The organism is Mesorhizobium sp. M0048 (assembly GCF_040323405.1).
Classification (GTDB): Bacteria; Pseudomonadota; Alphaproteobacteria; order Rhizobiales; family Rhizobiaceae; genus Mesorhizobium.
Genome location: NZ_JAMYUV010000029.1, coordinates 26040 through 44966 on the forward strand (window position 1 = coordinate 26040; position 18927 = coordinate 44966).

The window sequence follows — 18927 nt, forward strand, 5'->3', positions numbered from 1 at the left end:
TGAAGCGCGCGATCCTGATTGATTCGGCCCTGCGGCCTCATTTCGACCCCGCGCCTGCCCGGGTGCGCCGGTGCGACGCCAGAGCTGCGGCGTGGTCGCCGCTCAGGCATCGCGGCAAGCCAATCAAGCTTGCCGCCAAGGGACCGCCATGCGCATCCTGATGGTCACCGACGCCTGGCGCCCGCAAGTCAACGGCGTCGTCCACACGCTGGAGCGCCTCTCGGAGACCCTGAAATCCTTCGATGTCGAGACGGATTTCCTGACGCCCAACATCTTTCGCACCCTGCCTCTGCCGACCTATCCCGATATCAGGCTGGCGCTGACGACGCCGCACCGCGTGGCGCGGCTGATCGAGGCGCGCAAGGTGGACCACGTTCATATCGTCACCGAAGGACCGCTCGGCATTATGGCCCGGCGCTACTGCCGCAACGCCGGCCGCCCGTTCACGACCAGCTATCACACACGTTTTCCGGAATATCTGAGCGCACGCCTACCGGTGCCTGAAGCATGGGCCTATCGCTGGCTGCGCGATTTCCATAATTCAGGACAGGGAACGCTGGTCGCCACCCAGTCGCTTGCCGACGATCTTGCGGCGCGCGGCTTCACCAAGCTCCGGCCGTGGACGCGCGGCGTCGACACCGATCATTTTCGGCCGGATAAAAGAAAGGACCTGGGATTTCCCGGACCGATCTTCCTCTGCGTCGGCCGCGTCGCGATCGAAAAGAACCTGCCGGCCTTTCTCGACCTCGACCTGCCGGGCAGCAAGGTGGTCGTAGGCGAAGGGCCGGAACTAGCGAAGCTGAAGGCCAGATATCCCGATGCCCATTTCCTCGGCCATCGTCCGAATGACGAGCTGGCCGAGATCTACGCCTCGGCCGATGCCTTCGTCTTCCCCAGCCGCACCGACACATTCGGCAACGTCATCATCGAGGCGCTGGCCAGTGGCACGCCGGTCGCAGCCTATCCCGTCACCGGACCGATCGACATCGTCGGAGACGGCATCGGCGGCGCGGTATCGGACGACCTGCGGCAAGCAGCGCTCGCCGCCCTTCACGTCGACCGCGCCGAGGCGCGGCAACGCGCGATGCGCTACAGCTGGAAGGCCTGCGCGGAAATGTTCATGGAAACGGTTGAAGAGGCGCTGGGCACCACGCGTAAACTGGCTGCGTGAGCAACAGCGCGGCTAGAACAACCTGCCTCCGTCCGGCACCTTGCGCTCGATCGCGCCAAGCACGACGGCGCCCTCTTCATCGGGAAAGCCTAGCGTCAGCACTTCCGACATGAATGGCCCGATCTGGCGCGGCGGGAAATTGACTACAGCGAACACCTGCCGGCCGATCAGGGTTTCGGGCGTATAGTATTTTGTGATCTGGGCCGAGGATTTCTTCACCCCGATCTCGGGACCAAAATCGATTTTCAACTTAATCGCCGGCTTGCGCGCCTCGGGAAAAGGCTCGGCCTCTACGATCGTGCCGGCGCGGATGTCGATACGGTCGAAATCGGCAAAGCTGATCTCGGGTTTTCGCGTGTTGCTCGAACTCATCGACGGTCAGGCGTTTCCGTAGGTTTCGAACAGCACGCCGGCCAACGCATCCTTGGCCGAAGTCCCCGACCAGACGACGAACTGGAACGCCTGGAAATAGCATTCGCAGGCTTCCAGCGCCGACGACAACAGCACCTCGACCTGCTGGCTTGACGGCTCGACCCCACCGGCCAGCAGCAGCGACTGGCGGAACATGATGGCGCCTTCCTGCTCCCAGAGATCGAAATGGCCAAACAGCATCTGCTCGTTGATCAGCGAAAGCAGCCGCATCACCTCGAGCGCGCGCGCCTCCGGGACTTTGATGTCGAAGGCGCAGGCCAGGTGCAGCGCCTCGTAGTCCTCCATCCAGGAGAATGAAACGTGGTAGTCGGTCCAGCTCCCGGCAACCGAAATCGAGATCTCGTCGTCGCCGGCCCGTTCGAAGGACCAGTCGTTGTTGTGCGCCACCTGCTCGATAACATCCACCGGATGGATTTCGCGGGAGAATTCGAGTTCGAGAAGTTCCATGAAATGCTTCCTGTCGTTCTGGGAGCGCCACCACACGCTCCGCGGGAGAGGCACACTCGAACAATTCTGCCTAGAACTCGGACGGCCAGGACTTCGTCAACGCAAAGACCCCGGACCGGACCCCACCGCCCGGCGCATGACCCTGCTCCGAATCATGCAACAAATTCAGTCTATTGATCGGGAGTCGCGTGACCAGCCAAATTTTTCGCACTGCGTCATTCGCATGTGGAAAGGCGATGTCACAAAGATTCACGCAGTACCGGTAAGCGATTCACGACAAAGCGCTTTTTACGATCCGGCTTTGTGGAAAAGTTTAACGATTTATTTCTGATTATTTTTTTGCACGCGGCTTTGCCGCAGCCACAGGCGCTGCTTGACCGGTCAATTCGGCAAGCCTGGCCTCGAGCGCCTCGATGCGAGCGGCGAGCCGGATGTTTTCTTCCCTGGCCTTCGCCGCCATGTCGCGAGCAGCGTCGAATTCCTCGCGCTGCACCACGTCCATGGAGTTGAGTATGCGCTCGGCCTGGCCCCTGAAGGCGGTCTCCACCTCGCGCCGCACGCCCTGCGCGGCACCGGCTGCATCGGTCATCAGCTTGGCGAATTCATCGAGAATGCGGTTCGGTCCAGTCGCCATGGCAAATCCTCGCTTGGTTGAATTGACGTAGTGGCGCACCATTCGGAATGCAAGCATATGCTTGCCTTGACCGCGCCAAAAGCCTGCCGCATGGTCCGCGCCCGAACCTGATTGGAACCCGGAGACCCTGTTGAGCGAATATTTGCTGCCGCTGGCCGCCCTGCCCTTTCCCAACATCGACCCGGTCATCGTCCGGATCGGACCACTGGCGGTGCATTGGTACGGCGTCGGCTATATCGTCGGCATTCTGTTCGCCTGGTGGTATGCCAAACGCCTCGTCACCAACCCCAAACTTTGGCCCGACGGCATCCTGCCGATGAAGCCCATCGACCTCGACGACTTCATCGTCTGGGCAGCCATCGGTGTGGTGCTCGGCGGACGCACCGGCTACGTGCTGTTCTACGACCTGCCGCGCTACATTGCCAATCCGCTCGATATCGTCGCCGTCTGGCAGGGCGGCATGTCGTTTCATGGCGGCCTACTCGGCGTCATTCTCGCCATGACGCTGTTTTCCTGGTCTCGCGGCATCCGCACATGGTCGCTGTTCGACGTGGTTGCCGCCGGCGTGCCGGTAGGGCTTGGCCTCGTTCGCCTGGCAAACTTCATCAATTCCGAACTATGGGGCCGGCCGACCGACGTGCCATGGGCATTCGAATTCCCCAATGGCGGCCCATTTGCACGCCATCCGAGCCAGATCTATGAGGCGCTGCTCGAAGGCTTGGTGCTGTTCCTGGTCCTGCGCTTCCTCACCCATTCCAGGCTCAAGCTGAAGACGCCGCGCTTCGTCGGCGGCGCCTTCATCGCCGGCTATGGCGCCTCGCGCATCTTCGTCGAATTCTTCCGCGAGCCCGACCAGCAGCTTGGCTACCTCCTTGGCACGAGCTGGCTGACCATGGGAATGGTGCTGTCACTGCCGATGGTGCTGGCCGGCATCTGGGCGATGGCTACAGCCAAGCCGGTGACAAAACCGCAGCCGGCATGACGCGGCTGAAGACCCGCATCGCCGAGCTGATCGGTGCGGTAGGACCGATCCCCATCAGCGAATACATGGCGCTCTGCCTGTTCGATCCGCAGGACGGCTATTATACGACACGCGAGCCGTTTGGCGCCGCCGGCGACTTCGTCACCGCGCCGGAGATCAGCCAGATGTTTGGCGAGCTGGTCGCCATCTGGCTCTACCAGGCGTGGCTGGCGATCGACCGGCCGACGCCGGTCGCCATCGCCGAAATCGGCCCCGGCCGCGGCACGCTGATGAGAGATATGCTGCGCACGCTTTCGCGGCTCGATCCGACGCTTACCGCCAGCGCATCGTTCGCCTTGATCGAGGCCAGTCCGCGGTTGACCGAGGTCCAGAAACGGACGCTTGCCGGGACGTCGGCCACCATCGCCTGGCATGAGGCCGTCGACACGCTGCCGCAGGGGCCGCTTCTGATTGTTGGTAACGAGCTGTTTGACGCCGTGCCCATCCGCCAGTTCGTCCGCGCTGGAGCCGGCTGGAGCGAACGGATGATCGGTCTCGACGACGCGAACCGGCTGCGCTTTTTCGTCGGCGCCGGCTCGCTTGACCCGATGCTGCTGCCGGAGGGTGCCGAGAATGCGACGCAAGGTGCCATCGTCGAGGTGGCGCCAGCCCGCGCCGCCCTGATGGCGGCCATCGCCGGGCGACTTGCCGGATTTGGCGGAGCCGGCCTGTTTCTCGACTACGGTCATCTCCAGCCCGGGATCGGCGACACCTTGCAGGCCTTGCGCAAGCACGGTCATGAGGACGTGCTGGCCAATCCGGGGCAGGCCGATCTCACAGCCCATGTCGATTTCGCTCCCCTCGCGGCAACCGTTCGGGCACACGGCCTCGATGCCCACCTCTCAACGCAAGGTGAATTCCTGCTCAAGATGGGGCTTCTCGAACGGGCTGGCCGGCTCGGCGCCAACGCCGATGAGGCAGCTCGCGAAAAGATCGCGGCCGACGTCGAGCGCCTCGCCGGCCCGCAGGCCATGGGCGAACTCTTCAAGGTGCTTGCCGTCCTCCCTGCCGGCATTGCCGTTCCGCCGTTTCCAAGCACGGATTGACTTTTCGCTGCCGCCTCTTTCACTCTCCCGTCTCCGACTAGCGCCCGACATCAACTTCGCCAGCCTTCAACCGCCCAGCCTTCAACTGCGCCCCTTCAACTCGCTTGACGAAATCGCCCATACGGACAACAAAGCCGCCATGCTGAATCAGACCAAACCGGATCCCGTTCGGTCGCCCTTGCTGGAAACGGCGCAAGGCATCCGCCACGGCTACTTCACGCGAGTCGGCGGCATTTCCAGCGGCATCTACCGGGGCCTCAACATCGGGGCCGGTTCGAACGATGACCAGACGCTGGTGCGCGAAAATCGCCGCCGGGTCGCCGAATGGATGGGCGTGCCCGCAAACCATCTGCTGACCGCTCACCAGGTTCATTCGCCGGACGTCGTCATTGCCAGGGAGCCTTTTGCCGGCGAGCGGCCCAAGGCCGACGCCATTGTCACCGACCGGCCGGGCATTGCCGTCGGTGCCTCGACCGCCGACTGCGGACCGGTCCTCTTCGCCGACGCCGAGGCGCGCATTATCGGCGCCGCCCATGCCGGCTGGAAAGGCGCTTTCACCGGAGTGCTGGAAAACACCATCGCGGCAATGGAAAGCCTCGGCGCCCGGCGCGACTGCATCGTCGCAGTGCTCGGTCCTTCGATCGGCACACGGAATTACGAAGTCGGACCGGAATTCGTCGCCCGTTTCGTCGACGCCGATGCCTGCAATGCTCGCTATTTCGCGCCCTCCGCAAATGCCGGACACGCGATGTTCGATCTCAACCGCTACACGGTTGACCGGCTGACCAAGGCTGGCGTCAACGCCGAAGGACTTGGCCGCTGCACCTATGCCGAGGAAGAGCTTTTCTACTCCTATCGGCGCAGCACGCATCGCAACGAGCCCGACTACGGGCGGCAGGTTTCGGCAATCGTTTTGGAGGCTGACTGATGGCGCTGCATTTCGAACGCTCGGAATTCGACGCGCGGCGCGATCGACTGATGATCGAGATCGCCGAAAAGAAGCTCGACGCCGTCCTGCTGTTTGCCCAGGAAAGCATGTATTGGCTAACCGGCTACGATACCTTCGGCTTCTGCTTTTTCCAGTGCCTGGTGGTCAAGGCCGACGGCTCGATGGTGCTGCTGACGCGTTCGGCCGACTTGCGCCAGGCGCGCCACACCTCGATCATCGACAACATCGTTTTGTGGACGGACCGCAACGGCGCCAATCCGGCGGTAGACCTGCGCAACCTGCTCAACGAACTCGACCTGCTCGGTGCCCGCATCGGCGTCGAATACGACACCCACGGCCTGACCGCCTATAATGGCCGGCGCCTCGACGAGCAGTTGCAGACCTTCGGGCAGATCGCGGATGCCTCCGGCATTGTCAGCCGGCTACGGCTGTTCAAGAGCCCGGCAGAAATCGCCAAGGCGGAAAAAGCCGCAAATCTGGCCGACGACGCGCTGGACGCAGCACTGCCGCTGATCAAGCAGGGCGGCGATGAGGCGCTGATCCTCGCCGCCATGCAAGGTGCCATCTTTGCCGGCGGCGGCGATTATCCGGCCAACGAGTTCATCATCGGCTCCGGCGTCGACGCCCTGCTTTGCCGCTACAAAGCCGGCCGCCGCAAGCTCACCAAGAACGACCAGCTGACGCTCGAATGGGCCGGTGTCTTCCACCACTACCATGCGGCAATGATGCGCACGGTGTTGACCGGCAAGGTATCGAAACGCCACCAGGAATTGTTCGATGCCGCCCGCGCCGCGCTACTTGCAGTCGAGAAGGCGATGACGCCCGGTAATACGTTCGGCGACGTGTTCGACGCCCATGCCCGCACCCTCGAAGTCCACAATTTGACCAAGCACCGGCTTAATGCCTGCGGCTATTCGCTCGGCGCCCGCTTCACCCCGTCCTGGATGGATATGCCGATGTTCTATCAGGGTAATCCCGAACCGATTGCGCCGAACATGACGCTGTTCGCCCATATGATCATCATGGACTCCGAAACCGAAACCGCGATGACGCTTGGCCGCACCTATCTGACGACCGAATCCCAGCCGAAGCCGCTGTCCCGCCATGATCTCGACTTGATCGTGCAGTGAATCCATAATGCAAAGAGTGTGAGGGGCGTTCATCGCCAAGGAGTTTTCAGGCTAATGAGACGATCGCATGTGACGACCGTGTCATTGCTCGTGGCGCTGGCGCTGGCGGCCTGCACCAATGCGAAGGACGTTCTCGAACCGTCGGCCATTGCCCCGCAATCGACGCAATCGCTCTCCGGAGCCGGAAGTGCCGCAACGCCCCCCGCAACTCCGGCTCGGCCTGCCGGCACCGCGCAAACTGCAGATACAGCGCAGCCTTCGGCTGCAGTAGCCGTGCCGCCCGCCAAAAGCGCGGCTGCCATTGCGCGGACCCGGCTGCAGGTGGCGCCGATCGTCGGCGCCTCGGTAGAAGCCGCGACACCGCTGACCGCCGAGCTTCAGACACGCGCCAGGCAGCGCGGCATCACCTTGGCCGGCAGCACCGACCAGACCCCAACGCATGTGCTCAAGGGCTATTTCTCGACCATGACGGAAGGCAAGGACACCACCGTCATCTACGTCTGGGACATCTATGACCCGGCCGGCAACCGGCTGCATCGCATCAATGGCCAGCAGAAGGCACCCTCCGTCGGCGGCGGTGAAGGCTGGGCGGCGGTGGCGCCGGCGACCATGCAGGCAATTGCCGACCAGACAATCGACCAGTTCGCCACCTGGCTTGGCGGCGGCGCCGGCTGACCTGGAGCATGATTTCCGAAAAGTGGAATCCGGTTTTCGGAAAAGACCATGCTCAGACTGAAAGATAGAGCTATCCCCGATTCCGTCGGCATCGCAGTGGACCTATCGCCGCATCGTCAAGCCGTAAGCGTTTATTGAGATTAGCCGGCGGATTCCCATTCACGACGCTTGCAATACCGGCGCGGGCCGCTAAAAGCCCGACTAAGAGGCTGGAGTGCTATCGGAGTCTCTCAATCCTTCGCCAGGAACGGTGCATGAAGCTCTTCGCGGGCAATTCCAACAGGGTGCTGGCCGAATCAGTCGCCCGCTACCTCAACATTCCGCTGGGCAAGGCCAGCGTCAGGCGCTTCGCCGACCAGGAAATCTTCGTCGAGATCCAGGAGAATGTGCGCGGCGAGGACGTCTTCATCCTGCAGTCCACCTCGTTCCCGACCAACGATCATCTGATGGAACTGCTCATCATGATCGACGCCTTCATGCGCTCTTCGGCCAAGCGCATCACTGCGGTTATTCCTTATTTCGGCTATGCCAGGCAGGATCGCCGCGCCTCGGGCCGCACACCCATCTCGGCCAAACTGGTCGCCAACATGATCACGAGGGCGGGCGTCGACAGGGTGCTGACCCTGGATCTCCATGCCGGCCAGATTCAAGGCTTCTTCGACATCCCGACCGACAATCTGTTTTCCGTGCCGGTCATGGCCCGCGACGTAAAGGCGAAATACAAGCAGCTTGCCAATGTCATGGTGGTTTCGCCGGATGTCGGCGGCGTGGTCCGCGCCCGCGCCCTCGCCAAGCGCATCGATGCCCAGCTCGCCATCGTCGACAAGCGCCGCGAGCGCCCCGGCGAATCGGAAGTCATGAACGTCATCGGTGACGTGCGCGGCAAGGATTGCCTGTTGATCGACGACATCATCGATTCGGGCGGAACACTGTGCAATGCAGCCGATGCGCTGCTTGCCGACGGCGCCACCAGCGTCACCGCTTATACTACTCATGGCGTTTTGTCCGGCGGCGCCATCGCCCGCATCGGCGCCTCGAAACTGCAGGAACTGGTCATCACCGATTCCATCCAGCCGACCCAGGCAGTGCTCGACGCCGCCAATATCCGCGTCATCTCCATCGCCGAACTGATGGGCGAGGCGATCTCACGCACGGCGACCGAGGAATCGGTGTCGAGCCTGTTCGATTAATGCGTGTCGCGCAAAACTGTGCAGCGGTTTTCCGATAACGACATGCATAAAAACAAGAACCTAAAGCGCATCGCATGAGGCGGGTCGAACGCGACGCCTTCAGGGCTGCGACTCAGGCCGAGCCGGACCGCTTGTTCGCCGCACCTTCGCCAGCATCACGGGCGCCGCGCATGTAACCGCGTGGCGAGGCTCCCAGCATGCGCTTGAACATGGTGATGAACGCCGGCACGCTGTCATAGCCGAGATCGAGCGCCACCCTTGTGATCGGCTCGCCGTCGGCCAGCCGTGGCAGCGCCGCGAACAGGCAGGCCTGCTGACGCCAGGTCGACAGCGACAATCCCGTCTGGCGGTGGAACGCGCGGGTGAAAGAGCGGCGACTCATGCCAACGATAGCGGCCCATTGGTCGATCGTCGCATGCGGTGACGGTGCCGAGACGAAGCGCCGGCACAGCGTCGCCAGCCTTGCATCGGACGGGAACGGCAGGCCGAGCGGCCGTTCCGGCAGGTTCGGGATTTCGTGCAGCAGGAGCTTCATGATCAGTCCGCCCCGGCCCTCCAGCTCGGCGCCCTGCGGCAGCTTTTCCGATTCCACGATCAGGCTGTGCATCAGGTCGGTGATGCCCACGACACGCAACCCGTCCGGTAGGCCGGGAATGGCCTCCGGCATCACATAGACGGACCGCATGCTGACGTCGCCCAGCATCTCGACGGAATGTTCGGTGCCGGCGGGGATCCACATCGCGTGGTCCGGAGGCACCATCCAGCGCCCATGCCGCGTCGTTACCAGCACGACCCCGACCAGCGCGTGCAGCAACTGGCTGCGGCTGTGATGGTGCCGTGGCACATGGTAGCCGTCCGGATATTCGGTCGGCAGCGCCACTGCCGGCCCTACGGCCTGCTCCAGCCATTGCCAGCGACGCTCATGCAGCAGCCCGAGATCAGCGTCGCCCGCCTTGAACATTTCCTTGCCATGCGGCATCAGCTATGGCCCACTTGCGAAACTATTGGACCAAACCACGAAAGAAGTCGCGTGACAAGCGACGTATAAGGCAGGCGGCCCCATAAGACCGCGTGCGGAAGTGCCCGCCAAAAAGACCACGGAGCATGCCTTGACAGATACCACAGCAATCGCCGAGGGCGAGCCGGCAGCGGCCGGCCACATCTCAGCTCAGGCGACGGCCTTCACCGTCATCCTGGCGGTGAGCTTCTGTCATTGCATCAACGACATCATGCAGTCGCTGCTGTCGGCGATCTATCCGCTGCTGAAGGCCAATTACGGTCTCGATTTCTGGCAGATCGGCCTCTTGACTTTCACTTTCCAGGTGACGGCATCCTTGCTGCAGCCGGTGATCGGCATGATCACCGACAAGCGGCCGATGCCTTATTCGCTGCCCTACGGCATGGCCTCCTCGTTGATCGGACTGGTCGTGCTGGCCTACGCCGGACACTATTTCCTGCTCCTCATCGGCGCCTCGCTGATCGGTATCGGCTCGGCGATCTTCCATCCGGAATCCTCGCGCATCGCCCGCTTCGCCTCCGGCGGCCGGTTCGGTCTTGCGCAGTCGCTGTTCCAGGTCGGCGGCAATTTCGGCCAGGCTATGGGGCCGCTGCTGGCAGCCTTCATCGTCGTGCCCTTCGGCCAGACCAGCATTGCCTGGTTCGCCGGCGGCTCGCTGATCGGCATCATCGTGCTGTGGCAGGTCGGCGGCTGGTACAGCCGGCTGCGTGCCGCGCAGGGCGCCCGCAAGGCGGCAAGCTTCGTCTCGCCCTTCCCGCGCCGCAAGGTGATGGGAGCGCTGCTGGTGCTGACGCTGCTGGTACTGACCAAGAACGCCTATATTTCCAGCCTTGCCAGCTACTACACCTTCTATTCCATTCATAAGTTCGGTGTTTCGGTGCAGATGTCGCAAGTCATGCTGTTCCTGTTCCTCGGCGCCTCTGCCCTGGGCATCCTGCTCGGCGGCCCGTTCGGCGACCGCTACGGGCAGAAGGCGATGATCTGGTTCTCGATCGTCGGCGTGCTGCCCTTCACGCTGGCCCTGCCCTACGCCAATTTCGAGTGGACGATGGTTCTCACCGTGCTGATCGGCCTGATCCTGTCCTCGGCCTTCTCGAACATCGTCGTCTTCGCCCAGGAATTGGTGCCCGGCCGCGTCGGCATGATCGCCGGCATCTTCTTCGGCTTCGCCTTCGGCATGGGCGGCATCGCCGCCGCCGTGCTTGGCGTCGTCGCCGACCTGAAAGGCATCGATTTCGTCTTCCAGGTCTGCTCGTATTTGCCGCTGCTCGGGCTACTGACGGTCCTCCTGCCTAACATGAAGGCAGCGAGGAAGCTGGAGGCGGCGGCCAGCTAAACATCAGTGCATCTTTCGGAATTGATAGGAGGGCGTGGCAGTTGCCGCGCCCTTGATGATTCTTTCACCATACGCCGGGTGAAAAGCCTGTCAGAGAGGGTCACCCCTGAAGGCAAAATTGTGGTCAGCAACGCTTCCAAGTTGAACATACCGGGCTTACCCCTGATGCTGCGCAGCGCTCCGCGCCAGGAAAGGCAATTCGCTTATGTCCAGACTAAAAGGCAAGGCCGCATTGATTACCGGCGGCACCAGCGGCATCGGCCTAGTGACGGCACAACGTTTCATCGAGGAAGGTGCGCGCGTCGCTATCACCGGAACCAATGCGAGCCGTCTCGAGGAGGCGCGCACCACCCTCGGCAGTGACGTACTTGTCATTGCCGCTGACGCCGGAGATGCCGCTGCCCAGAACGACATAGCGCGGCGGATCGAGGAAACCTTCGGCAAGCTCGACATTCTCTTCCTCAATGCCGGTATCGCCGACCTGCGCCCGCTTGGCGACTGGACCGAGGCCGCGTTTGACAGGAGCATCGATGTCGACCTCAAGGGGCCCTACTTCCTGGTCAAGGCGCTCGTTCCGCTGTTTTCGAACCCGTCGTCGATCATCCTCAGCGGCTCGGTCAACGCACATATGGGAATGGCTGGAACGCACGTCTATGCGCTGGCCAAGGCCGGCATGATTTCGCTCGCCCGGACGCTCTCGGGCGAACTGATAGAACGGGGTATTCGCGCCAATGTGATCAGCCCGGGTCCGATCGACACGCCGCTAAACGACAAACTTGGGCTGGCCCCCGAAGCGGCGAAGGCGCGCGCGAAAGCTGTGGTCGGCCTGGTGCCTGCCCGTCGTTTCGGAACCGCCGAGGAAATTGCCAATGCAGTGGTTTTTCTTGCTTCGGACGAATGCCCGTTCATGGTCGGAGCGGAAATGCTGATCGATGGCGGCTTGAGCATCGCCTGACATCGGCACGACGTGACAAAAAAAGACACTCGCCAGAAGGCAGTTTTTTGTCACGTTCTTAAAGGCCTGAAGAAGGCCAGCAGGTCGGCGCTGATGACACCGGCATGGGTGATCGCCATGCCATGGGAAACCCTTGTAGACCTGCCTGCCATGACCTTGCCTGCCATGACTTGCACCCTTTCCCGCCTTCGGCTATAGAGCCGCCACCCGCGTAGACACCCTTGGAGGCAACGCGGCGGAAGGCTGCCTTCCCTTGTGATCCCGAACAAAGGTCCGCTTGCTTATGCGGCTGCCGCTTTCGGATATGCAGGCCCGGCGGCTTTCGACGTTTACGGCCCAGCCACGCTGGCCGCGAACGCTCCAGAACAACGCGAAAGGAAATGCCATGAGCCACGATACTTACGAGCTCAAGGCCGAAGCGCGCGAACAGGTCGGTAAGGGGTCCGCCCGTGCAGTTCGCCGCAACGGTAAAGTGCCTGCAGTGATTTACGGCGACAAGCAGCCTCCCCTGGCGATTGCGCTGACCTATAAGGACATCTACTACAAGATCCATGGCGGCGGGTTTCTGACCACGGTCGCCACGATCGACGTCGACGGCAACAAGATCCAGGTTCTGCCCAAGGATTTTCAGCTCGACCCGGTCAAGGATTTTCCGGTCCATGTCGATTTCCTGCGCATCGGCAAGGACACCGAAGTCAATGTCGACGTGCCCGTGCACTTCATCAATGAAGACAAGTCGCCCGGCATCAAGCGCGGCGGCGTGCTCAACATCGTGCGCCACGAGGTCGAGTTCCACTGCCCGGCGAATGCGATCCCGGATTTCATCACCATCGATCTCACCGGCACCGATATCGGCGATTCGATCCACATTTCGGCCGTCACCTTGCCGGCCGGCGTCAAGCCGGTGATCTCCGACCGCGACTTCACCATCGCGACCATTGCCGGTTCCTCGGCGATGAAGCCGGAGGCGGTAGAAGAGACGACTGAAGCGGCTGCGCCCGAAGCGGCTCCTGCCGCCGAAGAGAAGTAACCCCTTCCCGCCCGGAGGCGACGATGCTTGTCTTTGCAGGCCTCGGCAATCCGGGCGCGAAATACGCCAGCAACCGGCACAATGTCGGCTTCATGGCGGCGGACGCGATCGCCCGCCGCCATTCCTTTTCGCCCTGGTCGAAGAAATTCCAGGGTCTGATCGCCGAAGGCACGCTTGCCGGCGAAAAGGTGATCCTGATCAAGCCGCAGACCTTCATGAACCTGTCCGGCCAATCGGTCGGCGAAGCCTTGCGCTTCTATAAGCTCGGCCCTTCGGCGCTGACTGTCTTTTATGACGAGATCGACCTTGCTGCCGGCAAGGTGCGTGTCAAGGTCGGTGGCGGTTCCGGCGGCCACAACGGTATCCGCTCGCTCGACCAGCACGTCGGCAAGGATTTTCGCCGTGTGCGCATCGGCGTCGGCCACCCCGGCGTCAAGGAAATGGTGCATGGCCATGTGCTCGGCGATTTCGCCAAGGCCGACCGCGAATGGCTGGACGTGCTGCTCGACGCAATCGCCGACGGTGCCGGATTGCTTGCCGAGGGCGACGACAATTCCTTCATGAACCGCGTGACGCTGGCCCTGCGCGACAAGCTCACGCCGACGGGCGACGACGACCGCCCGCCGCCCAAGGCGCCAAAGGCACAAAGCCACGTCCGCCAGGCGCGGCCGCAGCAGCCGGCGGCCAAGCTGCCCGAAACCGGCCCCATGGCGGCCATGCTGAAGAAGCTTTTTGGCGGCAAGGACTGAGCCATGGCGCCGTCAGCGCCGCGGGCATGAGTGCTCAGGGCTTGACGATCATCGGCGCTTTCGCCCATAGCCCTGATCAAATTTCGATTTCCCGATAGGACCAGACAAAAATGGGTTTCAAATGCGGCATCGTTGGCTTGCCCAATGTCGGCAAGTCGACGCTCTTCAATGCGTTGACCAGGACGGCGGCGGCGCAGGCCGCCAATTATCCGTTCTGCACCATCGAACCGAATACCGGCGAGGTGGCGGTGCCCGACCCGCGCCTGCAGAAGATCGCCGCGATCGGCAAGTCGAAGGAGATCATCCCGACCCGCATCTCGTTCGTCGACATTGCCGGCCTAGTGCGTGGCGCCTCCAAAGGCGAAGGGCTTGGCAACCAATTCCTCGCCAACATCCGTGAGGTCGACGCCATCGTCCATGTGCTGCGCTGCTTCGAGGATGACGACATTACCCATGTCGAGGGCCGCATCGATCCTGTCGCTGATGCCGAGACCGTCGAAACCGAATTGATGCTTGCCGACCTCGACAGCCTTGAGCGCCGCATCGTGCAGATCCGCAAGCGTGCCGCCGGCCAGGACAAGGAAGCAGCGACCGTACTTCCGATGATGGAAGCGGCGCTTGAACTGCTGCAGGCCGGCAAGCCCGCCCGCATCCTGCTCAACGGCATCTCGGCTGAGGATCTGCGCATCCTGCAGGGGCTGAATCTCTTGACCTCACACCCGGTGCTTTACGTCTGCAACGTCGCGGAAGCCGATGCCGCCACCGGCAACGCGCATACCAGGGCGGTCGAGAAGATGGCCGCCGCGCAAGGTGCCCGCACCGTTGTGATTTCCGCGGCGATCGAGGCCGAGGTCGCCCAGCTCTCGGACGAAGAGGAAATGGAATTCCTGGCAACGCTCGGTCTGGACGAACCCGGCCTGAACAAGGTCATCCGCGCCGGCTACGAGCTGCTCCAGCTCATCACCTACTTTACCGTTGGCCCCAAGGAGACACGCGCCTGGACCGTGCACAAGGGCGCCAAGGCGCCGCAGGCAGCAGGCGTCATCCACACCGATTTCGAGCGCGGCTTCATCCGCGCCCAGACCATCGCCTATGACGACTTCGTCAGGCTGGGCGGCGAAGTCGCGGCCAAGGAGGCCGGCAAGGCGCGCGACGAAGGCAAGGAGTATGTCGTCCAGGACGGCGACATCATGCTGTTCAAGTTCAACACCTGACCCGGCGAGGGAGCCCAATGGTCACCATTGCCGTCGCTCGATGACAAACTTCAAAGCAGGGTGTCGCAGTGCCTCTTGCGCTGCTTGACGGGCCATCGTGCGGGGTCTAAGGGGCCTCTGCACCGGCCTCGCGCCTCGCCTGCCCGTGTCCGTGCGATGTGACTGACGCGCCCCCTCCAAACGAACGCTCTTTGGCAACAGCAAGGGAGACCCGGCGATGATCAAGGCCTTCGTCGTCGACAATGATCGCCTGCGCCTGGTCGACGATCTCTTGCAAAACAGCGACACCGTCGTCTGGGTCGACCTCTTCAACCCGACAAAGGAAGAAGAGACTTCAATCGAGACCTGGCTCGGCGTCGCCGTTCCGACCCGCGAAGAGATGGAAGAGATCGAGATCTCGAGCCGTCTCTACGTCGAGGACGGCGCCTACTTCATGACCGCCATTCTGCCTGCGCAGACCGAGGTGAACGATCCGTTGATGTCGCCGGTTACCTTCGTGCTCGCCGGCAGCAGGCTGATCACCGTGCGGTACCACGAACCGAAGGCGTTCAAGACCTTTCCGCTGCGCGCCGAAAAGGTGGCGACCGGTTGCACCAGCGGTGACACTATCCTGATCGGACTGCTGGAGGCGATCGTCGACCGCCTCGCCGACATTCTGGAGCGCGCCGGCCGCGACGTCGAGGCGATCTCGCGCGACATCTTCGAGGCACGCTCGACCAAGGTTTCCAAGCGCAACCGCGACTTCCAGGAGCTGTTGAAAGGCATTGGCCGCAAGGAGGACCTCGCCTCCTCGATTCGCGACAGCCTGATCTCGCTGCAGCGCCTTGCCGGCTTTCTCGCCCATGCCTCCACGCAAAGCAGGATGAGCAAGGACACCCGCGCTCGCATCAAGACCTTGTCGCGCGACGTGCTGTCGCTCGCCGACCACGCCACGTTCCTGTCGCAGAAGATCAGCTTCCTGCTCGACGCGACGCTCGGCATGATCTCGATCGAGCAGAACGCCATCATCAAGATCTTCTCCGTCGCCGCTGTCATCTTCCTGCCGCCGACGCTTGTCGCTTCGATCTACGGCATGAATTTCGACATCATCCCTGAGCTCAAATGGCACTTTGGCTATCCCTTCGCCATCGGCATGATGGTGCTTTCGGCAATCCTGCCTTTCTGGTATTTCCGCCGTCGCGGCTGGCTATAGGGTCGTCAATACGCGCCACGGCTCGGGCACAGCAGGCTGGCGCACTAGAAATTGCTTGACCAAATGCCGCCCTGCCTGCATCCGGGACCCGACCCGTAGCGATCGTACAATCCTGAACAGGATTTCCAGACCATGACCACAAAGACCTGGGCTTATGAGGATTTTGCCGAGGGCGCTTCGCTCGACCTCGGCACCAAGCTGGTAAGCGCCGCCGAAATCATAGAATTCGCCAACGAGTTCGATGCCCAGCCGATGCATCTCGACGAGGCCGCGGGCAAGGCCAGCATCCTCGGCGGGCTGGCGGCTTCGGGCTGGCACACCTGCGCCATGTTCATGCGCATGCTGTGCGATGCCTTCCTGCTCGACTCGACCTCCCAGGGCGCGCCGGGCGTCGACCAGGTCAAATGGAAACGGCCGGTCCTGGCCGGTGACCTGTTGAGCGGCAGCACCACCGTCCTTGCCAAGCGACTGTCCAGATCGAAGCCCCGCCTTGGCCTGGTGACCATGCGCAGCGAGTTGTTCAACCAGCGCGGCGAAGGTGTTTTCGAGCTCGAAAACACCGTCATGTTCCTCACCCGCGAGGGCAGTGCGTGAGCCTCGACGAATTCTTCTGCATCGGTATCACCGTCACGCTCGGTTCACATCGATTCGAACCGGAGGCGATCAAGGCGTTCGCCCGCAAATACGACCCGCAGATATTCCATATCGACGAAGAGGCGGCGAAGAACAGCATGTTCGGCGGGCTCTGCGCCTCGGGCTGGCACACCGCCGCCACCTGGATGAAATTGAACCTCCAGGCTGGCATGGAGGCAGAGGTCGCCCGCTGGCCCGGCCCCGGGCCGGTGCCGGAATTCGGTCCCTCGCCCGGCTTCAAGAACCTCAAATGGCCCAAACCTGTCTATGCCGGGGAAACCGTGACTTTCACCCGCACCGCGCTGGCCCATCGCCCCATCGCCTCGCGACCGGGCTGGCGGCTGCTGACGCTTCGCTCAGAGGCCTTCGATTCGATCGGCGACAAGGTCATCGAATTCGAAAGTGCCGTGCTGGTGAAGGTGGAGTGAGCGGAGTTCTTTCCCTCTCCCACAGGAAAGAAGGAAGAAACGCTCAATGCCCCTCAAACCCGATCAGCGTCCTCACCGGTACGCCGAGCGCCTCTAACCTCTCTCGGCCGCCAAGGTCCGGCAGGTCGATGACGAAGCAGGCGGCGAGGATATCGGCGCCGATCTGCCGCAATAGCTTGACGGCCGCCTCGGCCGTGCCGCCGGTGGCGATCAAATCGTCGACGAGGATTACCTTTTCGCCTGGAGAAACGCCGTCCTTGTGCATCTCCATCTCGTCCAGCCCGTATTCCAGGCTGTAGGCGACGCGCACCGTCTCGTAAGGCAGCTTGCCTTTTTTACGGATCGGCACGAAGCCGGCCGAGAGCTGGTGGGCGATAGCGCCGCCGAGGATGAAGCCGCGCGCCTCGATGCCGGCGATCTTGTCGATCTTCAGGCCGGCATAGGGATGCACCAGTTCGTCGATGGCGCGGCGGAAGGCCCGCGCATTGCCGAGCAGCGTGGTGATGTCGCGAAACAGGATGCCCGGCTTGGGATAATCCGGAATGGTGCGGATCGCGGCAAGCAGCGTCTCTTCGAGCGAGGATTTCATCGAGCGGCTCTCCGGGCTATTCAGATTCGGCTGAAGGCGTGAAAGGAATGGGCCAATCGTAACCCGGCGCCGCCAAGTCCGGCTACCGCCATGTGATGCCTGACGGAAAATTGTCCGGCAAAGGGCCTTGCTCAGCGTCGGCTGCGATGAATCGACATGCCTGCAATGAAAAGGGCGCCTTTCGACGCCCTCGCATTTTCGTATATCGCAGGGCTCAGTGCGCCACGCCGGCCCACACCTTGCGCTTGGTCAGGTAGACCAGCGCACCGAACAGCAGCAGGAAGACCAGCACGCGAAAGCCGGTCTTCTTGCGGTCCTCGAGGTGCGGCTCGGCCGCCCACATCAGGAACGCCGACACGTCGCGCGAGTACTGGTCGACCGTCTGCGGCGCGCCGTCATCATAGGTAACCTGGCCGTCGGAGAGCGGCTTCGGCATCTTCAGCGACACGCCGGACAGGAAGTACGGATTGTAGTGCGTGCCTTCCGGTATGACCATGCCCGCCGGCGGCTGCTGGTCGTAGCCGGTCAGCAGTGAGTGGATGTAGTCGGGGCCGCCTTGCGCATATTGCGTAAAGATGTCGAACACGAAGCGCGGGAAGCCGCGCTCGACCCCGCGCGCCTTGGCCAGCAGCGACATGTCGGGCGGTGCTGCGCCGCCATTTGCCGCCGCTGCCGCTTCGACATTGGGGAATGGCGCCGGGAAATGGTCGGACGGCTTGCCGGGGCGGTCGAACATGTCGCCGGCATCGTTCGGGCCGTCATGGATCGTATATTCGGCCGCCAGCGTCTTGATCTGCGCATCCGAATAGCCAAGGCCTTCCAGCGTACGGAACGCCACCAAATTCATCGAATGGCAGGCCGAGCAGACTTCCTTGTAGACCTTCAGTCCGCGCTGCAGCTGGGCCTTGTCGTAGGTGCCGAATGGCCCGGCGAAGCTCCAGTCCATTTCCTTCGGTTCGTGTATCGGGAAATGCGTCGGCGCCGCCTCATTGTGCGCCTCTTCCTGGGCGCTGGCTCCAGTGCTTGCGGCACCCATGCCCGCGGCCACAAGGCCAAGCAGCGCCAGCGAGGAGAGAATCTTTTTCATG

At 62.6% G+C, this 18927-nt stretch carries 21 protein-coding genes; 15 read left to right on the forward strand and 6 right to left on the reverse strand.

Annotation, left to right across the window (positions count from 1 at the left end):
- Positions 1 to 148: 148 nt before the first annotated feature.
- The gene (locus NKJ84_RS21635; RefSeq protein WP_352508123.1) at positions 149 to 1171 is read left to right on the forward strand and encodes a glycosyltransferase family 4 protein; all 1023 of its coding nucleotides are present in this window, start codon (positions 149 to 151) and stop codon (positions 1169 to 1171) included.
- Positions 1172 to 1183: 12 nt separating this feature from the next.
- On the opposite strand, the gene NKJ84_RS21640 is transcribed toward NKJ84_RS21635, so the two are convergent.
- The 3 genes from NKJ84_RS21640 to NKJ84_RS21650 all read right to left on the reverse strand — a co-directional run bounded on the left by NKJ84_RS21640 (position 1184) and on the right by NKJ84_RS21650 (position 2684).
- Positions 1184 to 1543, reverse strand: a complete 360-nt coding sequence (locus tag NKJ84_RS21640; protein ID WP_352477950.1) for a tRNA-binding protein — start codon at positions 1541 to 1543, stop codon at positions 1184 to 1186.
- 6 nt (positions 1544 to 1549) lie between these two features.
- Positions 1550 to 2050 (reverse strand): type III secretion system chaperone family protein, encoded by a 501-nt coding sequence (locus NKJ84_RS21645; RefSeq protein ID WP_023678420.1) that lies wholly within the window; start codon positions 2048 to 2050, stop codon positions 1550 to 1552.
- A 331-nt stretch (positions 2051 to 2381) separates the two neighbouring features.
- Positions 2382 to 2684 (reverse strand): accessory factor UbiK family protein, encoded by a 303-nt coding sequence (locus NKJ84_RS21650; protein ID WP_352508124.1) that lies wholly within the window; start codon positions 2682 to 2684, stop codon positions 2382 to 2384.
- Between the two features lie 130 nt (positions 2685 to 2814).
- Between NKJ84_RS21650 and lgt the strand changes: the two genes are divergently transcribed.
- The 6 genes from lgt to NKJ84_RS21680 all read left to right on the forward strand — a co-directional run bounded on the left by lgt (position 2815) and on the right by NKJ84_RS21680 (position 8695).
- The gene (gene lgt, locus NKJ84_RS21655) at positions 2815 to 3666 is read left to right on the forward strand and encodes a prolipoprotein diacylglyceryl transferase (protein WP_352508125.1); all 852 of its coding nucleotides are present in this window, start codon (positions 2815 to 2817) and stop codon (positions 3664 to 3666) included.
- A complete protein-coding gene (locus NKJ84_RS21660; protein ID WP_352508126.1) occupies positions 3663 to 4751 on the forward strand; it encodes a class I SAM-dependent methyltransferase in 1089 nt (362 codons plus the stop codon). Before lgt ends, NKJ84_RS21660 begins: the two co-directional genes overlap by 4 nt.
- Before the next feature lie 139 nt (positions 4752 to 4890).
- Positions 4891 to 5679: a peptidoglycan editing factor PgeF gene (gene pgeF / locus NKJ84_RS21665; protein ID WP_352508127.1), complete on the forward strand. Its 789-nt coding sequence runs from the start codon at positions 4891 to 4893 to the stop codon at positions 5677 to 5679.
- Positions 5679 to 6830 (forward strand): M24 family metallopeptidase, encoded by a 1152-nt coding sequence (locus NKJ84_RS21670; protein ID WP_352508128.1) that lies wholly within the window; start codon positions 5679 to 5681, stop codon positions 6828 to 6830. The genes pgeF and NKJ84_RS21670 overlap by 1 nt, the downstream gene beginning before the upstream one ends.
- Positions 6831 to 6884: 54 nt before the next feature.
- Positions 6885 to 7505, forward strand: a complete 621-nt coding sequence (locus NKJ84_RS21675) for a hypothetical protein (RefSeq protein ID WP_352508129.1) — start codon at positions 6885 to 6887, stop codon at positions 7503 to 7505.
- Positions 7506 to 7759: 254 nt separating this feature from the next.
- Positions 7760 to 8695 carry a ribose-phosphate pyrophosphokinase gene (locus tag NKJ84_RS21680; protein ID WP_254819191.1) on the forward strand — a complete coding sequence of 312 codons (936 nt, stop codon included), beginning with the start codon at positions 7760 to 7762 and terminating at the stop codon, positions 8693 to 8695.
- 112 nt (positions 8696 to 8807) lie between these two features.
- On the opposite strand, the gene NKJ84_RS21685 is transcribed toward NKJ84_RS21680, so the two are convergent.
- Positions 8808 to 9674 (reverse strand): AraC family transcriptional regulator, encoded by an 867-nt coding sequence (locus tag NKJ84_RS21685; protein ID WP_352508131.1) that lies wholly within the window; start codon positions 9672 to 9674, stop codon positions 8808 to 8810.
- 130 nt (positions 9675 to 9804) lie between these two features.
- Here NKJ84_RS21685 and NKJ84_RS21690 point away from each other — a divergent pair, with 130 nt between their 5' ends.
- The 8 genes from NKJ84_RS21690 (at position 9805) to NKJ84_RS21725 (ending at position 17250) form a co-directional block, all read left to right on the forward strand.
- Entirely contained in the window at positions 9805 to 11049 is a 1245-nt protein-coding gene (locus NKJ84_RS21690; protein ID WP_352508132.1) for an MFS transporter, read from the forward strand.
- Between the two features lie 205 nt (positions 11050 to 11254).
- Positions 11255 to 12004 carry an SDR family oxidoreductase gene (locus NKJ84_RS21695; RefSeq protein WP_352508134.1) on the forward strand — a complete coding sequence of 250 codons (750 nt, stop codon included), beginning with the start codon at positions 11255 to 11257 and terminating at the stop codon, positions 12002 to 12004.
- Positions 12005 to 12389: 385 nt separating this feature from the next.
- Entirely contained in the window at positions 12390 to 13034 is a 645-nt protein-coding gene (locus NKJ84_RS21700) for a 50S ribosomal protein L25/general stress protein Ctc (protein ID WP_023719196.1), read from the forward strand.
- 23 nt (positions 13035 to 13057) lie between these two features.
- A complete protein-coding gene (gene pth, locus NKJ84_RS21705; protein WP_254819186.1) occupies positions 13058 to 13783 on the forward strand; it encodes an aminoacyl-tRNA hydrolase in 726 nt (241 codons plus the stop codon).
- A gap of 110 nt (positions 13784 to 13893) precedes the next feature.
- Positions 13894 to 14997: a redox-regulated ATPase YchF gene (gene ychF / locus NKJ84_RS21710; protein ID WP_352508135.1), complete on the forward strand. Its 1104-nt coding sequence runs from the start codon at positions 13894 to 13896 to the stop codon at positions 14995 to 14997.
- A 217-nt stretch (positions 14998 to 15214) separates the two neighbouring features.
- Entirely contained in the window at positions 15215 to 16189 is a 975-nt protein-coding gene (gene corA / locus NKJ84_RS21715; protein WP_352508136.1) for a magnesium/cobalt transporter CorA, read from the forward strand.
- Between the two features lie 132 nt (positions 16190 to 16321).
- A complete protein-coding gene (locus NKJ84_RS21720) occupies positions 16322 to 16783 on the forward strand; it encodes a MaoC family dehydratase (RefSeq protein ID WP_352508137.1) in 462 nt (153 codons plus the stop codon).
- Entirely contained in the window at positions 16780 to 17250 is a 471-nt protein-coding gene (locus tag NKJ84_RS21725) for a MaoC family dehydratase (protein ID WP_352508138.1), read from the forward strand. Before NKJ84_RS21720 ends, NKJ84_RS21725 begins: the two co-directional genes overlap by 4 nt.
- 43 nt (positions 17251 to 17293) lie before the next feature.
- Here NKJ84_RS21725 and NKJ84_RS21730 read toward each other — a convergent pair whose 3' ends face one another.
- Complete coding sequence (locus NKJ84_RS21730; RefSeq protein WP_254819181.1) at positions 17294 to 17839, reverse strand: adenine phosphoribosyltransferase; 546 nt, start codon at positions 17837 to 17839, stop codon at positions 17294 to 17296.
- A gap of 214 nt (positions 17840 to 18053) precedes the next feature.
- On the reverse strand, positions 18054 to 18926 hold the full coding sequence (locus NKJ84_RS21735) for a cytochrome c1 (protein ID WP_352477976.1): 873 nt from the start codon (positions 18924 to 18926) through the stop codon (positions 18054 to 18056).
- Position 18927: the final 1 nt, after the last annotated feature.